The 18,913-nt window shown below is 35.8% G+C and carries 13 protein-coding genes, 1 pseudogene and 3 riboswitches; of the genes and pseudogenes, 11 read left to right on the top strand and 3 right to left on the bottom strand.

The features are described from left to right. Positions 1 to 2: 2 nt before the first annotated feature. Both AABL52_RS24940 and AABL52_RS24935 read left to right on the top strand, forming a co-directional pair. Positions 3 to 794 carry an endonuclease/exonuclease/phosphatase family protein gene (locus tag AABL52_RS24940; protein ID WP_001238540.1) on the top strand — a complete coding sequence of 264 codons (792 nt, stop codon included), beginning with the start codon at positions 3 to 5 and terminating at the stop codon, positions 792 to 794. A gap of 306 nt (positions 795 to 1,100) precedes the next feature. Continuing rightward, positions 1,101 to 4,016, top strand: a complete 2,916-nt coding sequence (locus AABL52_RS24935; RefSeq protein ID WP_341518643.1) for a YhgE/Pip domain-containing protein — start codon at positions 1,101 to 1,103, stop codon at positions 4,014 to 4,016. Positions 4,017 to 4,057: 41 nt separating this feature from the next. On the opposite strand, the gene topB is transcribed toward AABL52_RS24935, so the two are convergent. Next, on the bottom strand, positions 4,058 to 6,247 hold the full coding sequence (topB, locus tag AABL52_RS24930; protein WP_341518642.1) for a DNA topoisomerase III: 2,190 nt from the start codon (positions 6,245 to 6,247) through the stop codon (positions 4,058 to 4,060). A 228-nt stretch (positions 6,248 to 6,475) separates the two neighbouring features. Next, a riboswitch (TPP riboswitch) is annotated at positions 6,476 to 6,585 on the top strand. Positions 6,586 to 6,657: 72 nt separating this feature from the next. On the opposite strand from topB, the gene thiM reads away from it, so the two are divergent. From thiM to AABL52_RS24915, 3 genes are all read left to right on the top strand, one after another. Next, positions 6,658 to 7,464 carry a hydroxyethylthiazole kinase gene (gene thiM / locus AABL52_RS24925; RefSeq protein ID WP_341518641.1) on the top strand — a complete coding sequence of 269 codons (807 nt, stop codon included), beginning with the start codon at positions 6,658 to 6,660 and terminating at the stop codon, positions 7,462 to 7,464. Positions 7,465 to 7,480: 16 nt separating this feature from the next. Beyond that, positions 7,481 to 8,140, top strand: coding sequence for a thiamine phosphate synthase (thiE, locus tag AABL52_RS24920; RefSeq protein WP_341518640.1), 660 nt, complete (start codon positions 7,481 to 7,483; stop codon positions 8,138 to 8,140). A 79-nt stretch (positions 8,141 to 8,219) separates the two neighbouring features. Beyond that, on the top strand, positions 8,220 to 9,155 hold the full coding sequence (locus tag AABL52_RS24915; RefSeq protein ID WP_341518639.1) for a DUF3089 domain-containing protein: 936 nt from the start codon (positions 8,220 to 8,222) through the stop codon (positions 9,153 to 9,155). 58 nt (positions 9,156 to 9,213) lie between these two features. Here AABL52_RS24915 and AABL52_RS24910 read toward each other — a convergent pair whose 3' ends face one another. After that, positions 9,214 to 10,527 carry an anaerobic C4-dicarboxylate transporter family protein gene (locus AABL52_RS24910; protein WP_097844113.1) on the bottom strand — a complete coding sequence of 438 codons (1,314 nt, stop codon included), beginning with the start codon at positions 10,525 to 10,527 and terminating at the stop codon, positions 9,214 to 9,216. A 283-nt stretch (positions 10,528 to 10,810) separates the two neighbouring features. Then, a riboswitch (cyclic di-GMP riboswitch) is annotated at positions 10,811 to 10,895 on the top strand. Positions 10,896 to 11,038: 143 nt separating this feature from the next. Here AABL52_RS24910 and AABL52_RS24905 point away from each other — a divergent pair. The 6 genes from AABL52_RS24905 (at position 11,039) to AABL52_RS24880 (ending at position 16,656) form a co-directional block, all read left to right on the top strand. Further along, positions 11,039 to 12,778, top strand: a complete 1,740-nt coding sequence (locus AABL52_RS24905; RefSeq protein ID WP_341518638.1) for a methyl-accepting chemotaxis protein — start codon at positions 11,039 to 11,041, stop codon at positions 12,776 to 12,778. Positions 12,779 to 12,839: 61 nt separating this feature from the next. After that, positions 12,840 to 12,941, top strand: a riboswitch (TPP riboswitch). 100 nt (positions 12,942 to 13,041) lie between these two features. Next, positions 13,042 to 13,362: an MTH1187 family thiamine-binding protein gene (locus AABL52_RS24900; protein ID WP_000082898.1), complete on the top strand. Its 321-nt coding sequence runs from the start codon at positions 13,042 to 13,044 to the stop codon at positions 13,360 to 13,362. After that, positions 13,334 to 14,107, top strand: a complete 774-nt coding sequence (locus AABL52_RS24895) for an ABC transporter permease (protein ID WP_001057159.1) — start codon at positions 13,334 to 13,336, stop codon at positions 14,105 to 14,107. The genes AABL52_RS24900 and AABL52_RS24895 overlap by 29 nt, the downstream gene beginning before the upstream one ends. Continuing rightward, positions 14,104 to 15,102 (top strand): ABC transporter substrate-binding protein, encoded by a 999-nt coding sequence (locus tag AABL52_RS24890; protein WP_341518637.1) that lies wholly within the window; start codon positions 14,104 to 14,106, stop codon positions 15,100 to 15,102. The genes AABL52_RS24895 and AABL52_RS24890 overlap by 4 nt, the downstream gene beginning before the upstream one ends. Continuing rightward, positions 15,099 to 15,848 (top strand): ABC transporter ATP-binding protein, encoded by a 750-nt coding sequence (locus AABL52_RS24885; RefSeq protein ID WP_341518636.1) that lies wholly within the window; start codon positions 15,099 to 15,101, stop codon positions 15,846 to 15,848. The genes AABL52_RS24890 and AABL52_RS24885 overlap by 4 nt, the downstream gene beginning before the upstream one ends. A 67-nt stretch (positions 15,849 to 15,915) precedes the next feature. Next, positions 15,916 to 16,656 carry a hypothetical protein gene (locus tag AABL52_RS24880; RefSeq protein ID WP_341518635.1) on the top strand — a complete coding sequence of 247 codons (741 nt, stop codon included), beginning with the start codon at positions 15,916 to 15,918 and terminating at the stop codon, positions 16,654 to 16,656. 265 nt (positions 16,657 to 16,921) lie between these two features. Here AABL52_RS24880 and AABL52_RS24875 read toward each other — a convergent pair. Next, positions 16,922 to 18,277: pseudogene (locus AABL52_RS24875) on the bottom strand (RNA-guided endonuclease TnpB family protein). Positions 18,278 to 18,913: the final 636 nt, after the last annotated feature.

The raw sequence follows: 18,913 nt of genomic DNA, 5'->3' as shown, positions 1-18,913 counted from the left end.
AGATGAGATTGCTAACTTTAAACTGTCACTCTTGGCAAGAAGAGAATCAACTAGAAAAGATAAAATATCTTGCTAAAGTCATTCAAGAAGAAGATTATGATGTGATCGCATTGCAAGAAGTAAGTCAGTCTATACAAGCTGAAAATGTATGCGGTCACAAGAAAAAAGATAATTTTGGACTTTTACTATTAGAAGAGTTAAAAGCGTTACATGTAAAAGATTACAATATTACTTGGGATTTCTCTCATATTGGATATGATGTGTATGAAGAAGGATTAGCGATTCTAACGAAACATAATGTTATAAAAGAAGATACGTTTTTTGTATCAGAAAATAAGGATACAACGTATTGGAAAACACGAAAAATTGTAAGTGCAACAATTGCTTATAATGGTAAGAACATCACGTTTTACTCTTGTCACCTCGGTTGGTGGAATGATGAAGAAGAGTCATTCAAAGGTCAAGTTGATCGTTTAATGGAGCGTGTAAATCGCGATGAACTTTCCTTCTTAATGGGTGATTTTAATAATAATGCCCGCTTGCAAGGAGAGGGTTATGAGTATATGATGCAAAAAGGTTTGTATGACACGTATGAACTAGCAGCAGAGAAGGACGAAGGAACGACTGTCCAAGGTGAAATTGCTGGTTGGGATAAAAATAAACATAATTTACGAATCGATCTAATATTGTGTAACCAAAGTGAAAAAGTTCGTTCTTCAAAAGTCATTTTTAATGATACGAACAGAAATGTAATTTCAGATCATTTCGGTGTAGAAGTACAAGTAGATATATAATAGAAGAAATCCTCACAGATGATGAAAAGCTGTGAGGATTTTTTTGAGGAATACAAGTATTGCCAAGAGAAAATACTTGTACTTTTTATGACATTTCCTATATATTTGTTATTATTGAATGTAAAACTAATTTGGTCATTTTGTATGCATACTTTTTTTACTTCGTTATATAATGAAGTAAGTGAAATATTTAATGGGAAAAATAGTGTATTTTCGTTTAATCCACGATGTAGAAAGTGATATAATTGCAAAATGTATGTATCATTTTCTAAAGAAGGAAAAATATATAATTAGGTGATAACTTCTATGAAACAAATTTGGCGTATTTATAAGACAGATTTACGGAATGTAGCTAAACATTGGGCTGCAATTGTTATTGTTTTAGGGTTAATGATTTTACCATCGTTATATGCATGGTTTAACATTAAAGCTTCTTGGGATCCATATGGAAATACAAAAGAGGTTCCCATTGCAGTTTCTAACCAAGATGCAGGCTCTAATTTAAGAGGGAAAGATATCAATATCGGGGACGAGATTGTAGATTCTCTAAAGAAAAACAAGAAACTTGGTTGGAAATTTGTAGACCAAAAGCAGGCGATTTACGGAGTTGAGCGTGGGGATTATTATGCAAGTATTACAATCCCAAAAGACTTCTCTGAAAAAATTGCAACTGTTCTGGATGAAAATCCACAAAAGCCAGAACTTGATTACTATGTAAATGAAAAAGTAAATGCGATTGCACCGAAAATTACAGCAAAAGGTGCATCAGGTATTACGGAAGAAATTAGTAAAAACTTCGTTAAAACAGCGAACGGTGAGATTTTTAAAGTTTTTAATGATCTTGGAATCGATTTAGAAACAAACTTACCAAGTATCGAGAAAGTAAAAGACCTTGTATTTAAGTTAGAAGCGCAGTTCCCAGAAATGAATACACTGATGGATAAGGCGTTAGATGATGCGACTCGAGCAGAGGATGTAGTAAAAGTAGCGCAGAAAGAATTGCCGGTTGTAGAGAGTGTTATTAATGATGGTCAGGATACACTTAAGAGCTTAGATGCATTCTTTGCGAGAAACGATGAAACATTGAATCGTGCTCCAGGAACTATTAAGAATAATTTAATCGCAATGCAAACAGGTTTGAATAGTGCGGCGGCGATTACGGATTTCTTAAAAAATCCATCTTTTGATTTCAATATGGCACTTCCAGATCCATCTAAATTCCCAGTGTTACCTAATATAACTATTCCACAGATACCAGAATTACCGCAGGTGAATGGTCAATTATATAAAGATATAGCTAAAAATATTGATCAAACTGTAAATAATGTATTCGGCTCAATACGTGTTGGAACAACTTATGCACAGGGAGTTATAAACGGGTTACAAAATGGTAATTTTGATCCAGAAAAAGCGAAACAAGATCTTAATAAGGTTTCTGAGAATCTTCAAGGTCGTGTGGATAGTGTTTCATATGTAATTGATATCTTTACTAAATTTAAAGAATCCGCACCAACTGATTCTGGAAAAGACTTCTTCCAAAAACGAATAGATAAATTAACGAATCTTAAATCAGCTATCGAAAATGCAAATGGCGGCGTTAAAGATATCGCTAATATTATAGGTACAGGGCAAGAAGTGAAACAAGATGTAAGAGATGCTACTAATCAAAAGTTAAATGCAATAAATAATTTAGTAAACCAAGCGGAGGCAGATTATAATGCGACGTTTGTAGCGGATTTTGAAAAAGCGGTAAGTACGGCTGAACAATTAAAAGATAAAGCTGGAAATGCGCAACAGAATTTAAATCAAGAAATAAAAAAAGTTAACGAGATATTAGACAATGGTAGAGAAGGCTATGATCAGGCTGTAAATAATTACAGCAGATTAAAAACAGAGCTTGAAAAAGCTAGAGAAGACTTAAGTAATAAAGGTGTTAACGGACTAGATTCTACAAAAGTAGCTTTAAATGATTTAAATGGCCAGTTCAAAGCCGGGCTAAATTTAGTTAACGATATGATTCCTGTTATGGAAAATACGAATAAAGTTTTAGCAGATGTAAATAGTGATAAGAACACGAATAACATGATTTCTAAATTGAATAAAGTAAAAGATGGTCTTCAAAAAGGAATCGATTTAACTGATAAAGGAATTGACGCTATTAATAAAGGTCAAAAACCAGCGGCAGATGTTATTGAGAGTATTAATGAAGTATCTAAAAATGTTTCGGGTCAAATAGGTGACATCTTAGCTAAGTACGATTCAGAAATCGTTCCAAACTTTAATGAAGCAATTGCTCGTACAAAAGAGATGTCGAAAAACACATCTCAAATTTTAAAAGAAGCAGACAAAAAGCTTCCAGATGTTAAAAAGCTACTAGAAGATTCATCAAAAGGCTTAGTGGACGGTAAAAAGAAATTAACAGACATTAAGGCTGACATGCCGGAGACTGAGAAGAAGATTAAAGACTTAGCAAATAAAATTCGTGATTTTGAATCGGAAGAGGATATAAAAGACATCATACGCTTATTGAAAAATGATGTTGAAAAACAAAGTGATTACTTTGCGAATCCAGTAAATTTAAAAGAGAATAAATTATTTGCGATGCCGAACTACGGTTCAGCGATGTCACCATTCTATACAGTGCTTGCATTATGGGTAGGCGCATTATTAATGGTTTCATTATTAACAGTAGAAGTACACGAAGAGGGCGCGAATTATAAGAGCCATGAAATTTACTTTGGACGTTTATTAACATTCTTAACGATAGGTCTTTCACAAGCGTTTATCGTATCGATGGGAGATATATTCTTGCTCGGTACGTACGTAGTCGATAAGTTCTGGTTTGTGTTATTTAGTTTATTTATTGGTGGAGTCTTCGTTTGTATCGTATACTCACTCGTTTCTATTTTCGGAAACGTTGGGAAATCGATGGCGATCATTTTACTTGTACTGCAAGTAGCAGGATCGGGCGGAACATTCCCAATTCAAATGACACCAGCGTTCTTCCAAGCAATTTATCCGTTCTTACCGTTCACATACGCAATTAGTGCAATTCGTGAAACAGTAGGCGGAATGCTATGGGATATCGTAACGCGAGATTTACTTGTGTTAAGTGCTTTCGTAGTAGTTATGATTGTAGCTGCGTTATTACTGAAAACACCAATTAACAAATCGAGTGAAAAGTTTGTTGAGAACGCAAAAGGAAGTAAAATTATTCATTAATAATAAAAGGTTCCTACCGAGAGTGGTAGGAACCTTTTTGTTTAATCAAATTTTAATTTCTTTAAAGCTTCTGCGAACGGATTATTTAATGGTTCTTCTTCTTTTTTCTGTTGTTTCATATATTTTTGAACGTCGCGCTTATCAGCCTTGCTTCCAGATTCCTTTTTACGTCTTTCTTGGAATGTGGATAATTTCTCGCGATAGCCACATTTACATGCAAAGATTTGTCCTGCACCTTCACCACGTAATTCTAACTTCTTCTTACATTGCGGACAACGAGCGTTTGTTGTACGAGATACGTTTTTACGATGACCACATTCACGGTCTTGGCAAACGAGCATTTTTCCTTTTTTGCCGTTTACCTCTAGCATTGGTTTACCGCAATCTGGACAAGACTTCGTTGAAATGTTGTCATGTTTATATTTTTTATCACTTGATTTTATTTCAGCAACAATTTCTTTCGTATAGTTCTTCATTTCTGAAATGAATACTTCTTTTTTCAGTTTACCCTTTGCGATTGCCTCTAGCTTTTGTTCCCACTCACCAGTTAGTGTAGGTGATTTTAACTCTTCTGGCACTAAATCAAGTAACTGACGGCCTTTTGAAGTAATATGAATATCTTTACCACGTTTTTCAAGTAAGAACGAATTGAATAACTTGTCGATAATATCAGCACGCGTTGCTACAGTACCTAATCCACCAGTTGATTTTAACGTATCAGCAAGTTGTTTATTTTGCGTATCCATATATTTTGTAGGATTCTCCATTGCTGAAAGTAAAGTCGCCTCATTAAAACGTGCAGGTGCTTTCGTTTGCCCTGATGTTTGCATAATTAACTTTACAGTTAATGTATCGCCTTTTTCGATGCGAGGTAGAAGTTGCTCTTTTACGCCATCTGTTACATCATCATCTTCAAAGCGGTTTTCATATACTTCTTTCCAGCCGGCATGTAAAATTGTTTTTCCGCGTGCAATAAACGTTTCATTGCCAACTTTTGTGCGTAACGTTAGTTGTTCATATTCAAAGGCCGGGAATAAAACAGCTAAGAAACGTTTGACAACTAAATCATAAATTTTACGTTCTTTATCTGTGAAGGCGGAGAAGTTAACGTATCCTTCTGTTGGAATAATTGCGTGATGATCGCTTACTTTACTATCATCAACAAATGATTTATTAGCCTTGATAGGCTTTTGCAATACTTTATGTGCTAAAGAACGATATTCTCCAACTCCGCACGCCTTTAGACGTTCTGGAAGTGTCCCAACGATATCAGATGAAATATAGCGTGAATCTGTACGAGGGTATGTTAGCACTTTGTGTTGCTCATACAATTTCTGCATAATGTTTAATGTTTCTTTCGCAGAGTAACCGAATTTTTTATTGGCATCACGTTGCAATTCAGTTAAATCGTAAAGACCAGGAGAGAATGACTTCTTCTGTTTTTTATCAATTTCCACAACAGTAGCATTATGCTTATCTAAAACTTTTACAATATCATCAATTTTTTCTTTATTAAAACTACGGCTATTGCCGTTTGCATCTTGCCAAGTTAGCTTTAACTGATTTGTCGTTTGAGCTTCGATGCCGTAGTAAGTTTGAGCTTTGAAGTTCTTTATTTCATCTTCACGATTAGCGATCATCGCGACAGTAGGTGTTTGCACACGGCCGCAATTCAGCTGGGCATTAAAGCGAGTCGTTAAAGCGCGAGTCGCGTTAAGACCGATATACCAGTCAGCTTCTGAACGTGCAACTGCTGAAGCGTATAAATTTTCATATGCTTTACCTGGTTTTAAATTTGCAAAACCATCTTTAATTGCTTTATCAGTAACGGATGAAATCCATAGACGTTTGATTGGTTTGTTAATTCGAACCTTATCAATAATCCAACGAGCGACTAATTCTCCTTCACGCCCAGCGTCTGTTGCTACAATAATTTCATTTACATCTTTTCTAAGTAACTGACTTTTTACAGCATTAAATTGTTTCCCAGTTTGTTTAATAACCGTTAATTTCAAACGCTCAGGTAGCATAGGTAAATCTTCTAAATTCCATTGTTTATATTTCACATCATAGCTTTCTGGATCTGCTAACGTAACAAGGTGACCTAAAGCCCAAGTTACAATATATTTACTACCTTCAAGATAGCCGTTCCCTTTTTTATCACATTTCAGTACACGTGCGATATCACGTGCAACAGAAGGTTTTTCAGCAATTACAATACTTTTTGCCATATTTAAAAACATCCTTTCAAATTTCCATACGTTAAATATAGCATACATCTTTGTTCTATTCAGTCTTGCTGACGGTTTGAGTTATTTGTGATGAAATATAAGTGTGAGAGTTTTACCTATATAAAGGAGAAGAATGGTTGAACCAGAAGAGTTATGATCTCTATCATTCTATAAAAGGAAAGAGCTTGTTATTTTATTAGAATAAGAGTAGACTTTGAAGTAGAAGAATACTAAACACATGGGAGTTTGTGGATGCAAACTGAGAGTATGACTAATCCGTCATTGACCATTTGAACCTGTTGGATAATGCCAGCGTAGGGAGAGTGTAAAAGCACATGTTCAGGCACTTTGCGTACGCGCAAAGTGCCTTTTTGTGTATCTCCCATCACTATAGTTAGGAGATGAGAAGGATGAATATGAAAGAAATTAGTAAAGTAGTGGATTTGGTGAGAGAGTCTAATCCGCTCGTTCATAATATTACAAATGTTGTTGTAACAAATTTTACAGCTAACGGTTTGTTAGCGCTAGGAGCATCGCCTGTCATGGCGTATGCAAAAGAAGAAGTAGCAGAAATGGCTAGCATTGCTGGAGCGTTAGTATTAAATATGGGAACACTTCGTCCTGACGAGGTAGAAGCGATGTTACTTGCTGGTAAGTCGGCTAATACGAATGATGTACCGGTACTGTTTGATCCAGTTGGTGCAGGAGCAACATCGTATCGAACAGAAGTTGCGAGACATATTCCGGCTGAAATCGAGTTAGGGATTATCCGTGGAAATGCAGCTGAAATAGCGAACGTTATTAATGAGAGATGGAAAATTAAAGGGGTAGACGCTGGTGCTGGAAATGGTAATGTCGTAAGTATTGCAAAGCAGGCAGCGGATGAATTGAATACAGTTGCGGTAATTACTGGAGAAGAGGATGTTGTTACAGATGGGCAGCGAACTATTGTTATTCGAAATGGCCATCCTATTTTAACGAAAGTTACGGGTACTGGTTGTTTACTAACTTCTGTAATAGGAGCATTTGTAGCGGTAGAAAAAGATTATGTAAAGGCAGCGGTAGCGGCATTAACGTTTTATGGCGTAGCTGCAGAACTGGCAGCTGCTAAGACAGTGGAAAAGGGACCTGGTAGTTTCCAAATTGAATTTTTAAATCAGTTAGCGAATACGACTTCGGGTGATATAGAGAAGTATGGGAAGATTGAGGTTATATAGTAAGGAGGGAAAATAAATGTCGCGTATTTCAAAGGCAGAAATGTCTAGGTTATTATCAGTATATTTTATTATGGGAAGTAACAATTGTACGAAGGATCCACTGCAAGTATTGAGAGATGCACTTGAAGGTGGTATAACAATTTTTCAATTTCGTGAAAAGGGGGAAGACGCTTTAACGGGAGAGAAACGCATTTATTTCGCAAAAGAACTACAAGCAATTTGTAAGGAGTACGGTGTCCCATTCATCGTAAATGATGATGTGGAATTAGCTCTCGAGTTAGATGCAGATGGCGTGCATGTTGGACAAGATGATGAAGGGATTACTTCTGTTCGTGAAAAAATGAGAGATAAAATTGTTGGTGTATCTACACATACAATTGAAGAAGCAAACTGGGCAATTGAAAACGGAGCTGATTATTTAGGTGTTGGCCCTATTTTCCCAACGAGTACGAAAAAAGATACGAAAGCAGTTCAAGGAACGAAAGGTTTAGCTCATTTTAGAGAACAAGGAATTACAATACCGATCGTTGGGATTGGTGGTATTACAATTGAAAATACAGCTTCAGTTATAGAAGCAGGTGCGGACGGTGTTTCCATTATTTCTGCGATTAGTTTAGCGGAATCTGCCTATGAAAGTACGAAGAAGCTAGTAGAGGAAGTAAGTAAGAGTTTGTAGAAGAAGGCTATGTAGTATTAAAACGCTACATAGCTTTTTATTTTTTGATATCGGTAGTTAGAAAAAGGGGGAGGATTGTTTGAAAAGGAAACAGTTTGTAGAGTTGCAAAATGAGTTGTTTCGTTTATTCGAAAAAAGGGAATTCGAAGCGATTTATAGATGCATAGATAAAGCAAAAAGGGAGTTTCCTGAAAGAATAGAAAAAACTAGTTTTTGGGAAGCGTGTGTACTTTCGGCAGAAGGTAAGTATGAGGAAGTAATTGTTAGTTTAAACGAAGCTTTAGAAAAGGGGATTTGGTGGAATCCACATACACTTATGCAGGATGAAGATTTAAAGGGATTACGAGAGAATGCAGCTTTTAAAATAATAGTGAAAAAGTGTGAAGAAATCTTTAAGAAACAGCAGCTAACAGCCGAACCGAAATTATTTACTTATGGAAATAAAGAGGCGAAGATAGGGTTATTTTCTTTACATTGGCGAGGATCAAATATAAATGATTTTGCACCATATTGGTGTGGGGAAGAAGTACTACGGGAGTATATATTAGGTTTTTCTCAGTCCTCACAAATATACGGAATGAATTCTTATAGCTGGGATAATCATGATATAGCTATAAAAGATATTATGAAAACTTTTAATGATTTTATAGATAAATATGACTTGGAAGATACCATTCTTGCGGGAGCTTCTCAAGGGGGAAATATAGCGATAGAGTTAGCGTTAAAGAATATGCTAGCGACTCAAAAATTTGTTGCAGTTATACCTGCTATTCGAGATGTTAAGGCAATTGAAAGTATAGTTGCATCAAATGATATAACGAATGTAGAAGGATATATTGTTACGGGAGACAAAGATCTATTTTACGAAAACACACTTCAATTAATATCAATGTTCGAGGAATATAATGTGAACTGTAAATTAATTGTGAGGGAAGGTTTAGGTCATCTTTTCCCAGAGGACTTTAAACAAATATTAAAAAACATAATGGAAGAATGGACAGTTAAAAATATTTAAACAAACGTTTGATTAAAAAAGCACAAACCCTGTAAATTTGTAGGTTTGTGCTTTTTCTTTAAAACATAATTGAAATTAAGAGCATTCCAATTCCGATAGAAGTGAATGTTGCGATTAGGCCTGGAATCATAAAGCTATGATTTAAAACATATTTACCAATGCCAGTTGTACCAGTACGATCAAAGTTAATGGCAGCAACGATTGTTCCATAGTTTGGAATGAAGAAGTATCCATTTACTGCAGGGAACATCGCGATTAGTAGTGCTGGTGGAATACCGAGTGATAATCCAAGAGGCATTAAAGCGCGTACTGTTGCGGCTTGGCTATATAGTAAAATAGATAGAATGAATAATGCGATGGCAAATAGCCATGGTGCACTTGTTACTAGGTGCTGAATGGAGCCTTGAATCATATTTAAGTTTCCGTTAAAGAAAGTATCTCCCATCCAAGCGATCCCGAAAATAGCAACAACTGCTGTTGCCCCCGCTTTAAAGACGTTACCAGACACGATGCTTTCTACATTTGGTTTACAGAAAATAATAATAAGAGCTGCGATCGTTAACATAACCATTTCAATTGTATTTGGCATGGAAAGACGGGTTAACTTCCCATCAACTATCCATCCTGGACGAAGTGCTTCAAATGAACCGAGAAGTACGACAAGGAAAGTTCCTACTAAGAAAAGGATAACGGATAGTTTAGCGCCTTTTAAACCAACAAATTCTTTCTTCTCTTCAATTTTAGGAATCATTCCTTCTTTTAATCGTTTTAAGTATTCAGGGTCTTCATTTAATTCTTTCCCCATTTTGCTAGCAACAAATGCAGCTACCATACAAGCGATGAAAGTAGAAGGGATACTTACTTTTAAAATATCTAATAAAGTGATTTTATAGTCAGCTAACATTGCTAAAAGTGCAACTGTTGCAGCTGATATAGGACTAGCTGTAATTGCTTGTTGGGAAGCGATTACGGCAATTGACATTGGTCGTTCTGGTCTAATCCCAGATTCGCGAGAGACTTCTGCGATAACAGGAAGTACAGAATAAGCAACGTGACCAGTTCCTGCGCACAGTGTAAATAAATAAGTAACAATTGGAGCAAAGAATGTAATGCGCTTTGGATTTTTTCGTAATGCTTTCTCAGCCAGATGAACAAGGTAGTCCATTCCTCCAGCGGCTTGCAGTGCACCGGCGGCTGTAATTACTGCTAAAATCATAAGCATTACATCAATAGGAGGAGCTGTAGGTTGTAAGTGGAAGACGAAAACAAGTATTGCCATACCAACGCCACCCATTACTCCTAGACCCACTCCGCCTAGGCGTGCGCCAATAAAAATGCAGAGTAGTAACGTAAGAAATTGTAGCCAAAACATGATAAACTACCTCCGAAATTCATTAGTTAAGATATATTCGAATAATTTAATTTGAATGAAAATTAAAATAAATACTCAAAACAATCCTTGTGTTATATACATTTTTTATTATATAACACAAGAATTGTAACATTCACGAACTTTGTTAAATTATTTCGAAAAAATAATACGTTGAAACTTTACATTTGCATCTCTAAATAGGTAGACATTTTAATTTTTATGTTGTAATCTTTGATAGAGAATACTTTAATTCTCATAGAACTCCCATATCGTTCAACTCGTTCAGCGAGAAAGGCAAACTGATGGAAACATTAGGACGCAAAACTACAGGAGCTAAGGCCGCAAGGCTATGCTAGCCAGTTACCGGACGGATAGGGTTGGTCTTGACCAATGCTCTTTTCATTGGTCTTTTTTTTATTTGTAAACAAATGAGAACTTTTATCATTTATTAATAAGGTTTATATTTTAATAGTTTTACTTTAAATTAAGTTAATTAAGAAAGGTGATGTTAATGAAAAAATATTGGCATAAGCTATCATTTCTTCAAAAAAATGTATTGTTAACTGTGTTAGTTATTTTGACGCTTGTTGGTACTATGGGAGCGTTAAGTTTTAACATGTTTCAAAATAGTATGATGTCTATATTTGAAAGGCATTCTTTTGAAACGGGAGATACGGTATTACATAAATTAGATACAGAAATATTGAGAGATGTTGCAAAAGACCCAGCGGCAGAAAGAGAAAAGAGAGAGAAGTTAACAGAGAAATTAGATGAATCAACGGAAGAACTGAATAGTGTTGGACAAACGTATATTGTTGGAGCGAAAAAAAATGAAAAAGGTGAGCTACAAATCATCGATTTGTCTACAGGTTTAGCAAATGTTGTTGAAGTAAGGCCGGGAGAATATTATAAACAACCAGATCTTTGGATGGAAGCATATGATAAAGTAATGAGCACAAAAAAAGCAAACATGACAGTAGTATATGAAGACGCATTAGGATCATGGGTAACGATATTAGAGCCAATTAAAGATGGAGAAGGAAACATTGTGGCACTTGTTGCAGCTGATGTAGATGCTTCTATTGTTCCTATGACAAAAGAAAAGTTCATTATACAAGGTTTAATGTTTATTTGTATTTCTGTTTTAATTGCAACGGTTATTCAATTCCTAATCGTACGTAACGCACTTGCTCCATTGCGAGATTTACGTGAAGGATTACGTAAAGTCGGTGAAGGTGATTTAAGTATTAAATTAGAGGAAAGACCAGATGATATTGGTATTATTAATGCGTATTTTAATAATACCATCGAAAAGTTTAAAGGAATTATAGATAAAGTGAAGCAGACAGCAGAACAGGTCTCCTCATCTTCACAAGAATTGTCAGTGAGTACGAAAGAAAATAGCATGGCAGTCCAAGGAATCGTAAGTTCTATAGTTGAGTTAAGGGCTGGCGTTCAACTACAAGAAACTGCAGTACCAAAGTATTTAGACATTATATATGAAATGGAAGATAGGATGGAAGAGATAACGAATACTGCAAAACAAATGGCGAAAGAGTCTGAAGGTACAAAGCATCATTCAGTAAAAGGAAATGGTATTATTGAACAGACGATTAATCAAATGAACATAATACAAAATGCAGTACAAGATTTATCTTCTATTATTTATTCTTTGGAAACAAGATCAAAAGAAATTAGTGATATTGTAACAGTAATTACCGGTATTTCAAATCAAACGAATTCGCTAGCTCTAAATGCTTTTATTAAATCTTCACGTGTTGAGGAAACTGGTGAGGAATTTGTCGTTGTTGCGGATGAAGTGCGTAAATTAGCAGAGCAGACCGAAGCATCAGCAAAAGATATAGCAAAATTAATAGGGGAAACACGAGCTGGTACGGAAGAAGCTGTTGTTTCAATGAAAAATGCTTTAAAAGAAGTAGAATCGGGCATGAAACTTGTTGAAAGTAGTAGTGCTTTCTTTGGTGGGATTTCAAAATCAGCACAATCTGTTACAAATCAGGTTAGAGTTGTTTCTGCCAATTCAAGTGATATATTGCAAAATAGCCAAAATATTGTTCGGGTTGTAAATGAATTATCACTTATCGCCAATACGTATGCGAATAGTAGTAGTAATGTTGAAGAAATTATGAAAGAACAGGAAATGTCTGTACAAGATATTGCGGAATTAGCTAGTTCTTTAAGCTGGCTTTCGCAGGAGTTACAAGAGTTAATAGGAGAATTCAAAAGTTAAATGAAATGATTATACGCGCTTTTGTTTGTTCAATAAAATAAATCATGCTACAATGAAAACGAATTAAGGACCGGGGAGCCAATTGGCTGAGAGGATGTAAACAAACATCGACCCTCAACCTGATCTGGATAATGCCAGCGTAGGGAGTTACTTAAAGTGATGTAGCATATGTTATTCTATAATAACTTGCATACAAGGCTTTCCTACGCAGTAGGAAAGCCTTTTCTTGTTTTAATATTTCATTTTATAAGGGGGATTTTACTATGTCACAACAAGTTACAATTTCATTTTCAGTAGTACCACAAGCGAAGAACAAAGATGTGTATTCTGTTGTTGATAAAGCAATTGAGGTTGTACAACAATCGGGAGTTCGTTATGAAGTAGGGGCAATGGAAACAACGCTGGAAGGAGAATTAGATGTACTTCTTGATGTCATTAAACGTGCGCAACAAGCTTGTGTGGATGCTGGAGCAGAGGAAGTGATTACTTCTATTAAAATCCATTATCGTCCAAGCACTGGTGTAACGATAGATGAAAAGGTTTGGAAGTACCGTGATGAATATGCAAAACCAGAAGCAATCTAAAATAATTACAACTATTTGGCTTATCCTTCTCATTGCGATATGGGAAGGATCTGTTTCATTATTTAAAATTGAACCGTGGATTTTACCGAAGCCTTCTGCCATTGTTCAAGAATTAATTGGAATGAAAGATTTATTATTACCGAATACGATGCAAACGTTACAAGAGGTTCTAATCGGACTGTTTTTTGCGATTTTAATTGGGACAAGTATTGCAATTATTATGGATGTTATCCCTTTATTTCGTATTTTAATAAATCCGTTGCTTGTTATTTCGCAAACGATTCCAATCGTTGTACTTGCACCGTTATTTATTATTTGGTTTGGATATGGAATGCTACCGAAAGTAATGGTAGTAATACTCGTTTGTTTCTTCCCGATTGCGCTTAGCATTTTAGAAGGTTTTCAAACAGTAGATAAAAATATGTTGAAGTTGTTGCAAACGATGAAGGCAACGAAATGGCAAGTTTACCAGAAAGTAAAGTTTCCAGCAGTGCTTCCATACTTTTTCTCAGGGTTAAAAATTGCAGTTACATATAGCGTAATGGGAGCGATTATTGGGGAATGGCTCGGTGCCAGTGAAGGATTAGGAGTTATGCTTACGAGAGCTACGAAATCCTTTTTAACAGCCCGAGTATTTGGTGTGGCAGCAATTATTGTTATGGTGACATTATGTCTGTATTTTATCGTGGAGTTTATGGCAAGAATAACAGCACCATGGATATATAGAAAGGACGGCAGAAAATGAAAAAAGGTTTAAAAGTTATGTTGGCTGCCTTATTAGCAGTAAGTGTGGTTGGGTGTAATCCGGCGAAGAAAGAAGAAAGTGCAAGTAAAGATCAAAAAGTAAAAGTAGTATTAGATTGGTTTCCAAATACGAATCATACTGGCTTATATGTAGCGCAAGCGAAAGATTATTATAAAAAGCAAGGCTTAGATGTAGAAATTATTCAGCCTGGTGATAATGTGACAGCGGAGCAAATGATAGCTTCAGGAAAAGCTGACTTCGCAATAAGCGCACAAGAAAATGTAACGTTGGCTCGTGTAGAAGGTATTCCTGTTGTATCTGTCGGGGCGATTATTCAGCATAACACTTCAGCTTTTGCATCGCTTAAGAAAGATAACATGACTTCACCGAAAGATTTTGAAGGTAAACGTTACGGAGGCTGGGGAGGACCAGCAGAAGAAGCAACGTTAAAGACAATTATGGAGAAACATCAAGCTGATTTTAATAAAGTTGAAAAAATCATCTTAGGACAAACCGATTTCTTTAAATCAATCGGCCGTGATGCAGACTTTGAATGGATTTATTACGGATGGGATGGAATTGAAGCGAAGCGCCAAGGAAAAGAGTTAAATACGATTATGGTGAAAGACCTAGACCCAGCGCTTGATTTCTATAGTCCTGTTATTATTACGAGTGAAAAACATACGAAGCAAGATAAAGACTTTGTGAAAAAGTTTATGAGTGCAACGACAGAAGGGTATAATTTTACAATTAAAGAACCGAAAGAAGCTGCTGATATTTTAATTAAAGCTGTTCCAGATGTAAATAAAGACTTAGTACAAGAAAGTCAAAAGTGGTTAAGCACGAAGTATCAAGATGATGCAAAAGCATGGGGAGTACAGAAGGAAGAAGTTTGGACGAATTACATGAATTTCTTATATGATAACAAAGTTATTAAGAAGAAAATTGATGTGAAAGATGCCTTTACAAATGAGTTCCTTCCAAGTGAAAAATGAGTGGATTACAAATAAACGAGGTTGTAAAAGCTTTTGATGGAAAGAATGTATTAGCAAATATTAGTGCTTCTATACGAGAGGGAGAGTTCGTTTCTTTTGTAGGCCCAAGTGGTTGCGGGAAAAGCACATTATTAAATATGATTGCAAATGTTGAAAATCCAACAAGTGGGAATGTAACGTATAACGATAAGCAAATGCAAGAGCAAGATGTTGTAAGTTATATGCCGCAACAGGATTTATTACTGCCGTGGCGATCAGCTTTGCAAAATATAGTTCTTCCATTAGAAATCGAAGGGAAACCGAAAAAACAAAGGCTAACAGAGGGAATGAAAGCATTAAAGCAGTTTGAACTAGATGAATATGCAGATCATTATCCAGATGAATTGTCTGGTGGTATGCGTCAAAGAATTAGTTTTCTGCGCACTTATTTATGTGAAAAGCCAATTATGCTACTTGATGAGCCTTTTGGAAAATTAGATGCCTTTACAAAAATGGAAGTACATAGTTGGCTTTTAAACTCTTGGCACCAAGAGAAGCAAACAATCGTTATGGTCACACATGACTTGGATGAGGCAATCTTGCTTTCGGATCGCGTATTTATTTTATCTCAAAGACCAGCCTCAATAGTTGGTGAGGTACAAGTGAAATTACCTAGGCCGAGAACGATGGATATGTTAACATCACTTGAGTTAAAGAAGGATAAGGAAGAAATTCTGAGAGTATTAGCCCCGTATATGAAAAAATAGAAAAAGCCTTTTAACAGTTTTTGGTATAATTACTGTTAAGAGGCTTTTTTATATAGGGGGGAGAAAGATGAAATCTATAGAGCAAATAGTTGACTCGTTAACAGCTGATAATCTTGAAGAAGGAAAGTCCTTATTAAAAAATCATATTTTATTAATGAAGTATGGTATGGAACATCCTGAATTAAAAGAAGAAGAAATGACAGAAGTTTTAAAGTGGGTTCAAGGCCGGGATCAATTGAGAAAAGATGTTCCAGAATTACGTGATTTACATTTAGTTAAAAAGTTTCAAGCGCTATTAGATGAATTTATTCATTCTATAATTTCAAATGGTTATGTGGAAGATGCGGTAGAAATTCTAGAGAGCGTATTAAAAAGTATGGGAGCAGTCGCTCATATTGTAAAAATTATGTTTGTTGGCAAAAGGAAAGTTAATAGAAATTCTTTAGAAATGGTAGAAGAGTTAAAACGAGAGTGCTACAACTTAATGGAACAGCGTGCTGCTGTCGGGTTGCATGCTCAAATCTTTCACGTTTTAGGTTTTGTTCATTCCATTCAGTTTGATTTAGAAGAAAGGTCGCAGGAACATGGACGAACTGTAATAGGCCTTTTAACGGATTTTAAGACGAAGGAATTGAAATCTGTACAACAATTTCAAAACGAAGAACATATTCCAGAAGTGAAAAATATGGTTAGTAAAGAGTATGGGATAGAACTACAAAGAAGAATTTATATGTGGAAATCGTTAACGCTCATCTTTACAAGTCCATATGCATTAGAAAAGATGTGTCAACTACCCCCACTGAGATGAAACGTTTCAGTGGGGGCTTGAGTTCGAACGCTAGGTCTTTTCGTCTATCGATAGACAGTTTGACGCTCTAGCATTCATGCCACCTTACGGTAACACCCCAAGTAAGTTTTTGGTTGGTACTAGAAACGAGCAATCGTTTCCCCACTTGCACCACCCTTTCGAAAAAGAGCAGTTCTTCCTTATGGAAGAAGCCACCACTCAGATGAATCTGGCGTGTACTACAAGCCCCGACAAGTCGAGTACACATGGATGGTTGACGCAACCACTAAGCTATGCGCGAAGCAACAGCCTTACGTTTTTGTACCTCTAATAGAATCGGCGTTTTCACTTTGAGATTGCCATCCAATTCTACAACTCTTGATTTTTCCAACGTATTCAGCGCACCATTAATATCAGCGTGAATACATTTCCCTGATTTACTTTTGTACAGACCACGAGTGATTCGTTTGCCACTAAAGCGATAATGGGTCCTATCATCCTTAGACCAAACTCGAACCGAATCTTTATCAAGAAAACTAGCTTTAGAAGTATAGCTTTCTTCTTGTTTGAAAAATCGTATACCTTCTTTTATACATTTATTCTCAATCGCTGCAATCAGTTTATGGAACGGGATTTGAACAAACTTTTGATTATTCTTTTTCCCTATATCAGATTTTTGTTTCCAACCAGCGTTATACCCTACGACAACCGTATCTATGCCAAATGCTTTCACTTTTTTAAACAACAGACCTACAGTTTGTGAAATGTAACCATTTATTTGTCGATCTCGTTTATGCCAAAGTGTAGCCATTTTGTTCGTTACAACTCGTTTAGAAAGTCCATTTTTAACATTTTTCAGTTGGAGGTTACGTATCATTTTGTTGAAGTACTGGTTTATGGATTTTAATTTTTTTCCATCAATTAAGAAAGTATCACCTGCATTTGTTGCGCAACTTACTAATCTATCTACACCTAAATCGCAACTCAAAGCGTTACTAGTAGTCGTGGATGGTTTCTTCATTTGAGAAACGTGCAGTTCATATGTGTAATGCACCTCAAAGAACCGACCTTTTTGCTTCGGTACAATCTCAATGTAGGAGATTTTTTTATTTTTTAAGTTTTTAGGCATACGTATTTTAATGGAACCGAATTTTTTTCTGAATGCAACACTCATCGGAATCATCCAATACCCGTTATCATCTACTTTTGGGACCTGATAGATTTCGATAATTCGTTTATCAGTGGAACGAGAATAATTCGGAAACCTAGGACGTCCTGTGAATGCTTTAGGTTTTTTCTTCCACTGTTCTAACGCTTTAAAAAAGCTCTTCACTTCTGTAAATAAGGCTCTACGAATCGCTTGGACAGAGTTTGATTGCATGCCCCAGTAATTCATATCGGCTTGCATAGCAGTGTCCACTTCTTTTACAGTAGCCATTTTATTATGATTCAAGTAACTTTGTTTCATCGTGTACAATCCAACATTCCGCAATGCTTTTGAACTATATGACATGCGCTGCAGTAAGCGGAATTCTTTTGCGGTAAGACAAGCTCGTCCGATATTCTATTTCTGCGTGAATCGTTGCATAGTTTCTCTTTTCTTTTGTTTACGTAATACTTTCACTGCTTTCTTTTTAGCCATTGTTTTCACCACCTTTCTTAGAAAGTTCATTACTTTTGACACATTCATATTGGGGCCTTCATCGCAATTCCTATTGGCTCAAGTAACAAAATGATTATGATTATCCAATTTCGTCGTCTTACGATCTATTCCCTGCTTATCTAAGGGCAGATTGTATCAAGGATAAATATTCGCCCAGGAACATCGTTATGAACGAAACAAAAGAGTTCAGCCTACCTTCTGACGGCAATTCATCTCCACCTGAATTGTTGGGTTTCACTCGTAACACAAATCAGATGGAGTCTTCTTGCCGAAAAGGATAAAGAAATTTACGTAGAAAATGAAAAAATGGAGAAGGAACAAAAGAAAAAATAGAGAATAGAATATAACAGAGTAGTTTATACTCTTAATATAACAAATGTTAAAGGAGTGAAAGGATAAAATGACTTTATCAACTGTTCTTCAAATGGTTTTAGCTTGATGCGGGAGAAGTCTGCCCATTTTTAACGATTAAGCTAAATTGAAGACAGCAGGTAAAGAACCTTAATCCTTTTTTACGATAATATGTAATGGGTAAGGTGTGTTCACCTTACCCATTTTTTATATATACAATTAAATAAGGCTTTATACTGTTGCTCTCTCTATTTAGCTTATGAA

Source organism: Bacillus paramobilis, from assembly GCF_038096195.1.
Taxonomy (GTDB): Bacteria; Bacillota; Bacilli; order Bacillales; family Bacillaceae_G; genus Bacillus_A; species Bacillus_A mobilis.
Note: the sequence above shows the minus strand (reverse complement) of the source record. Positions and strands in the feature narration are given on the sequence as shown.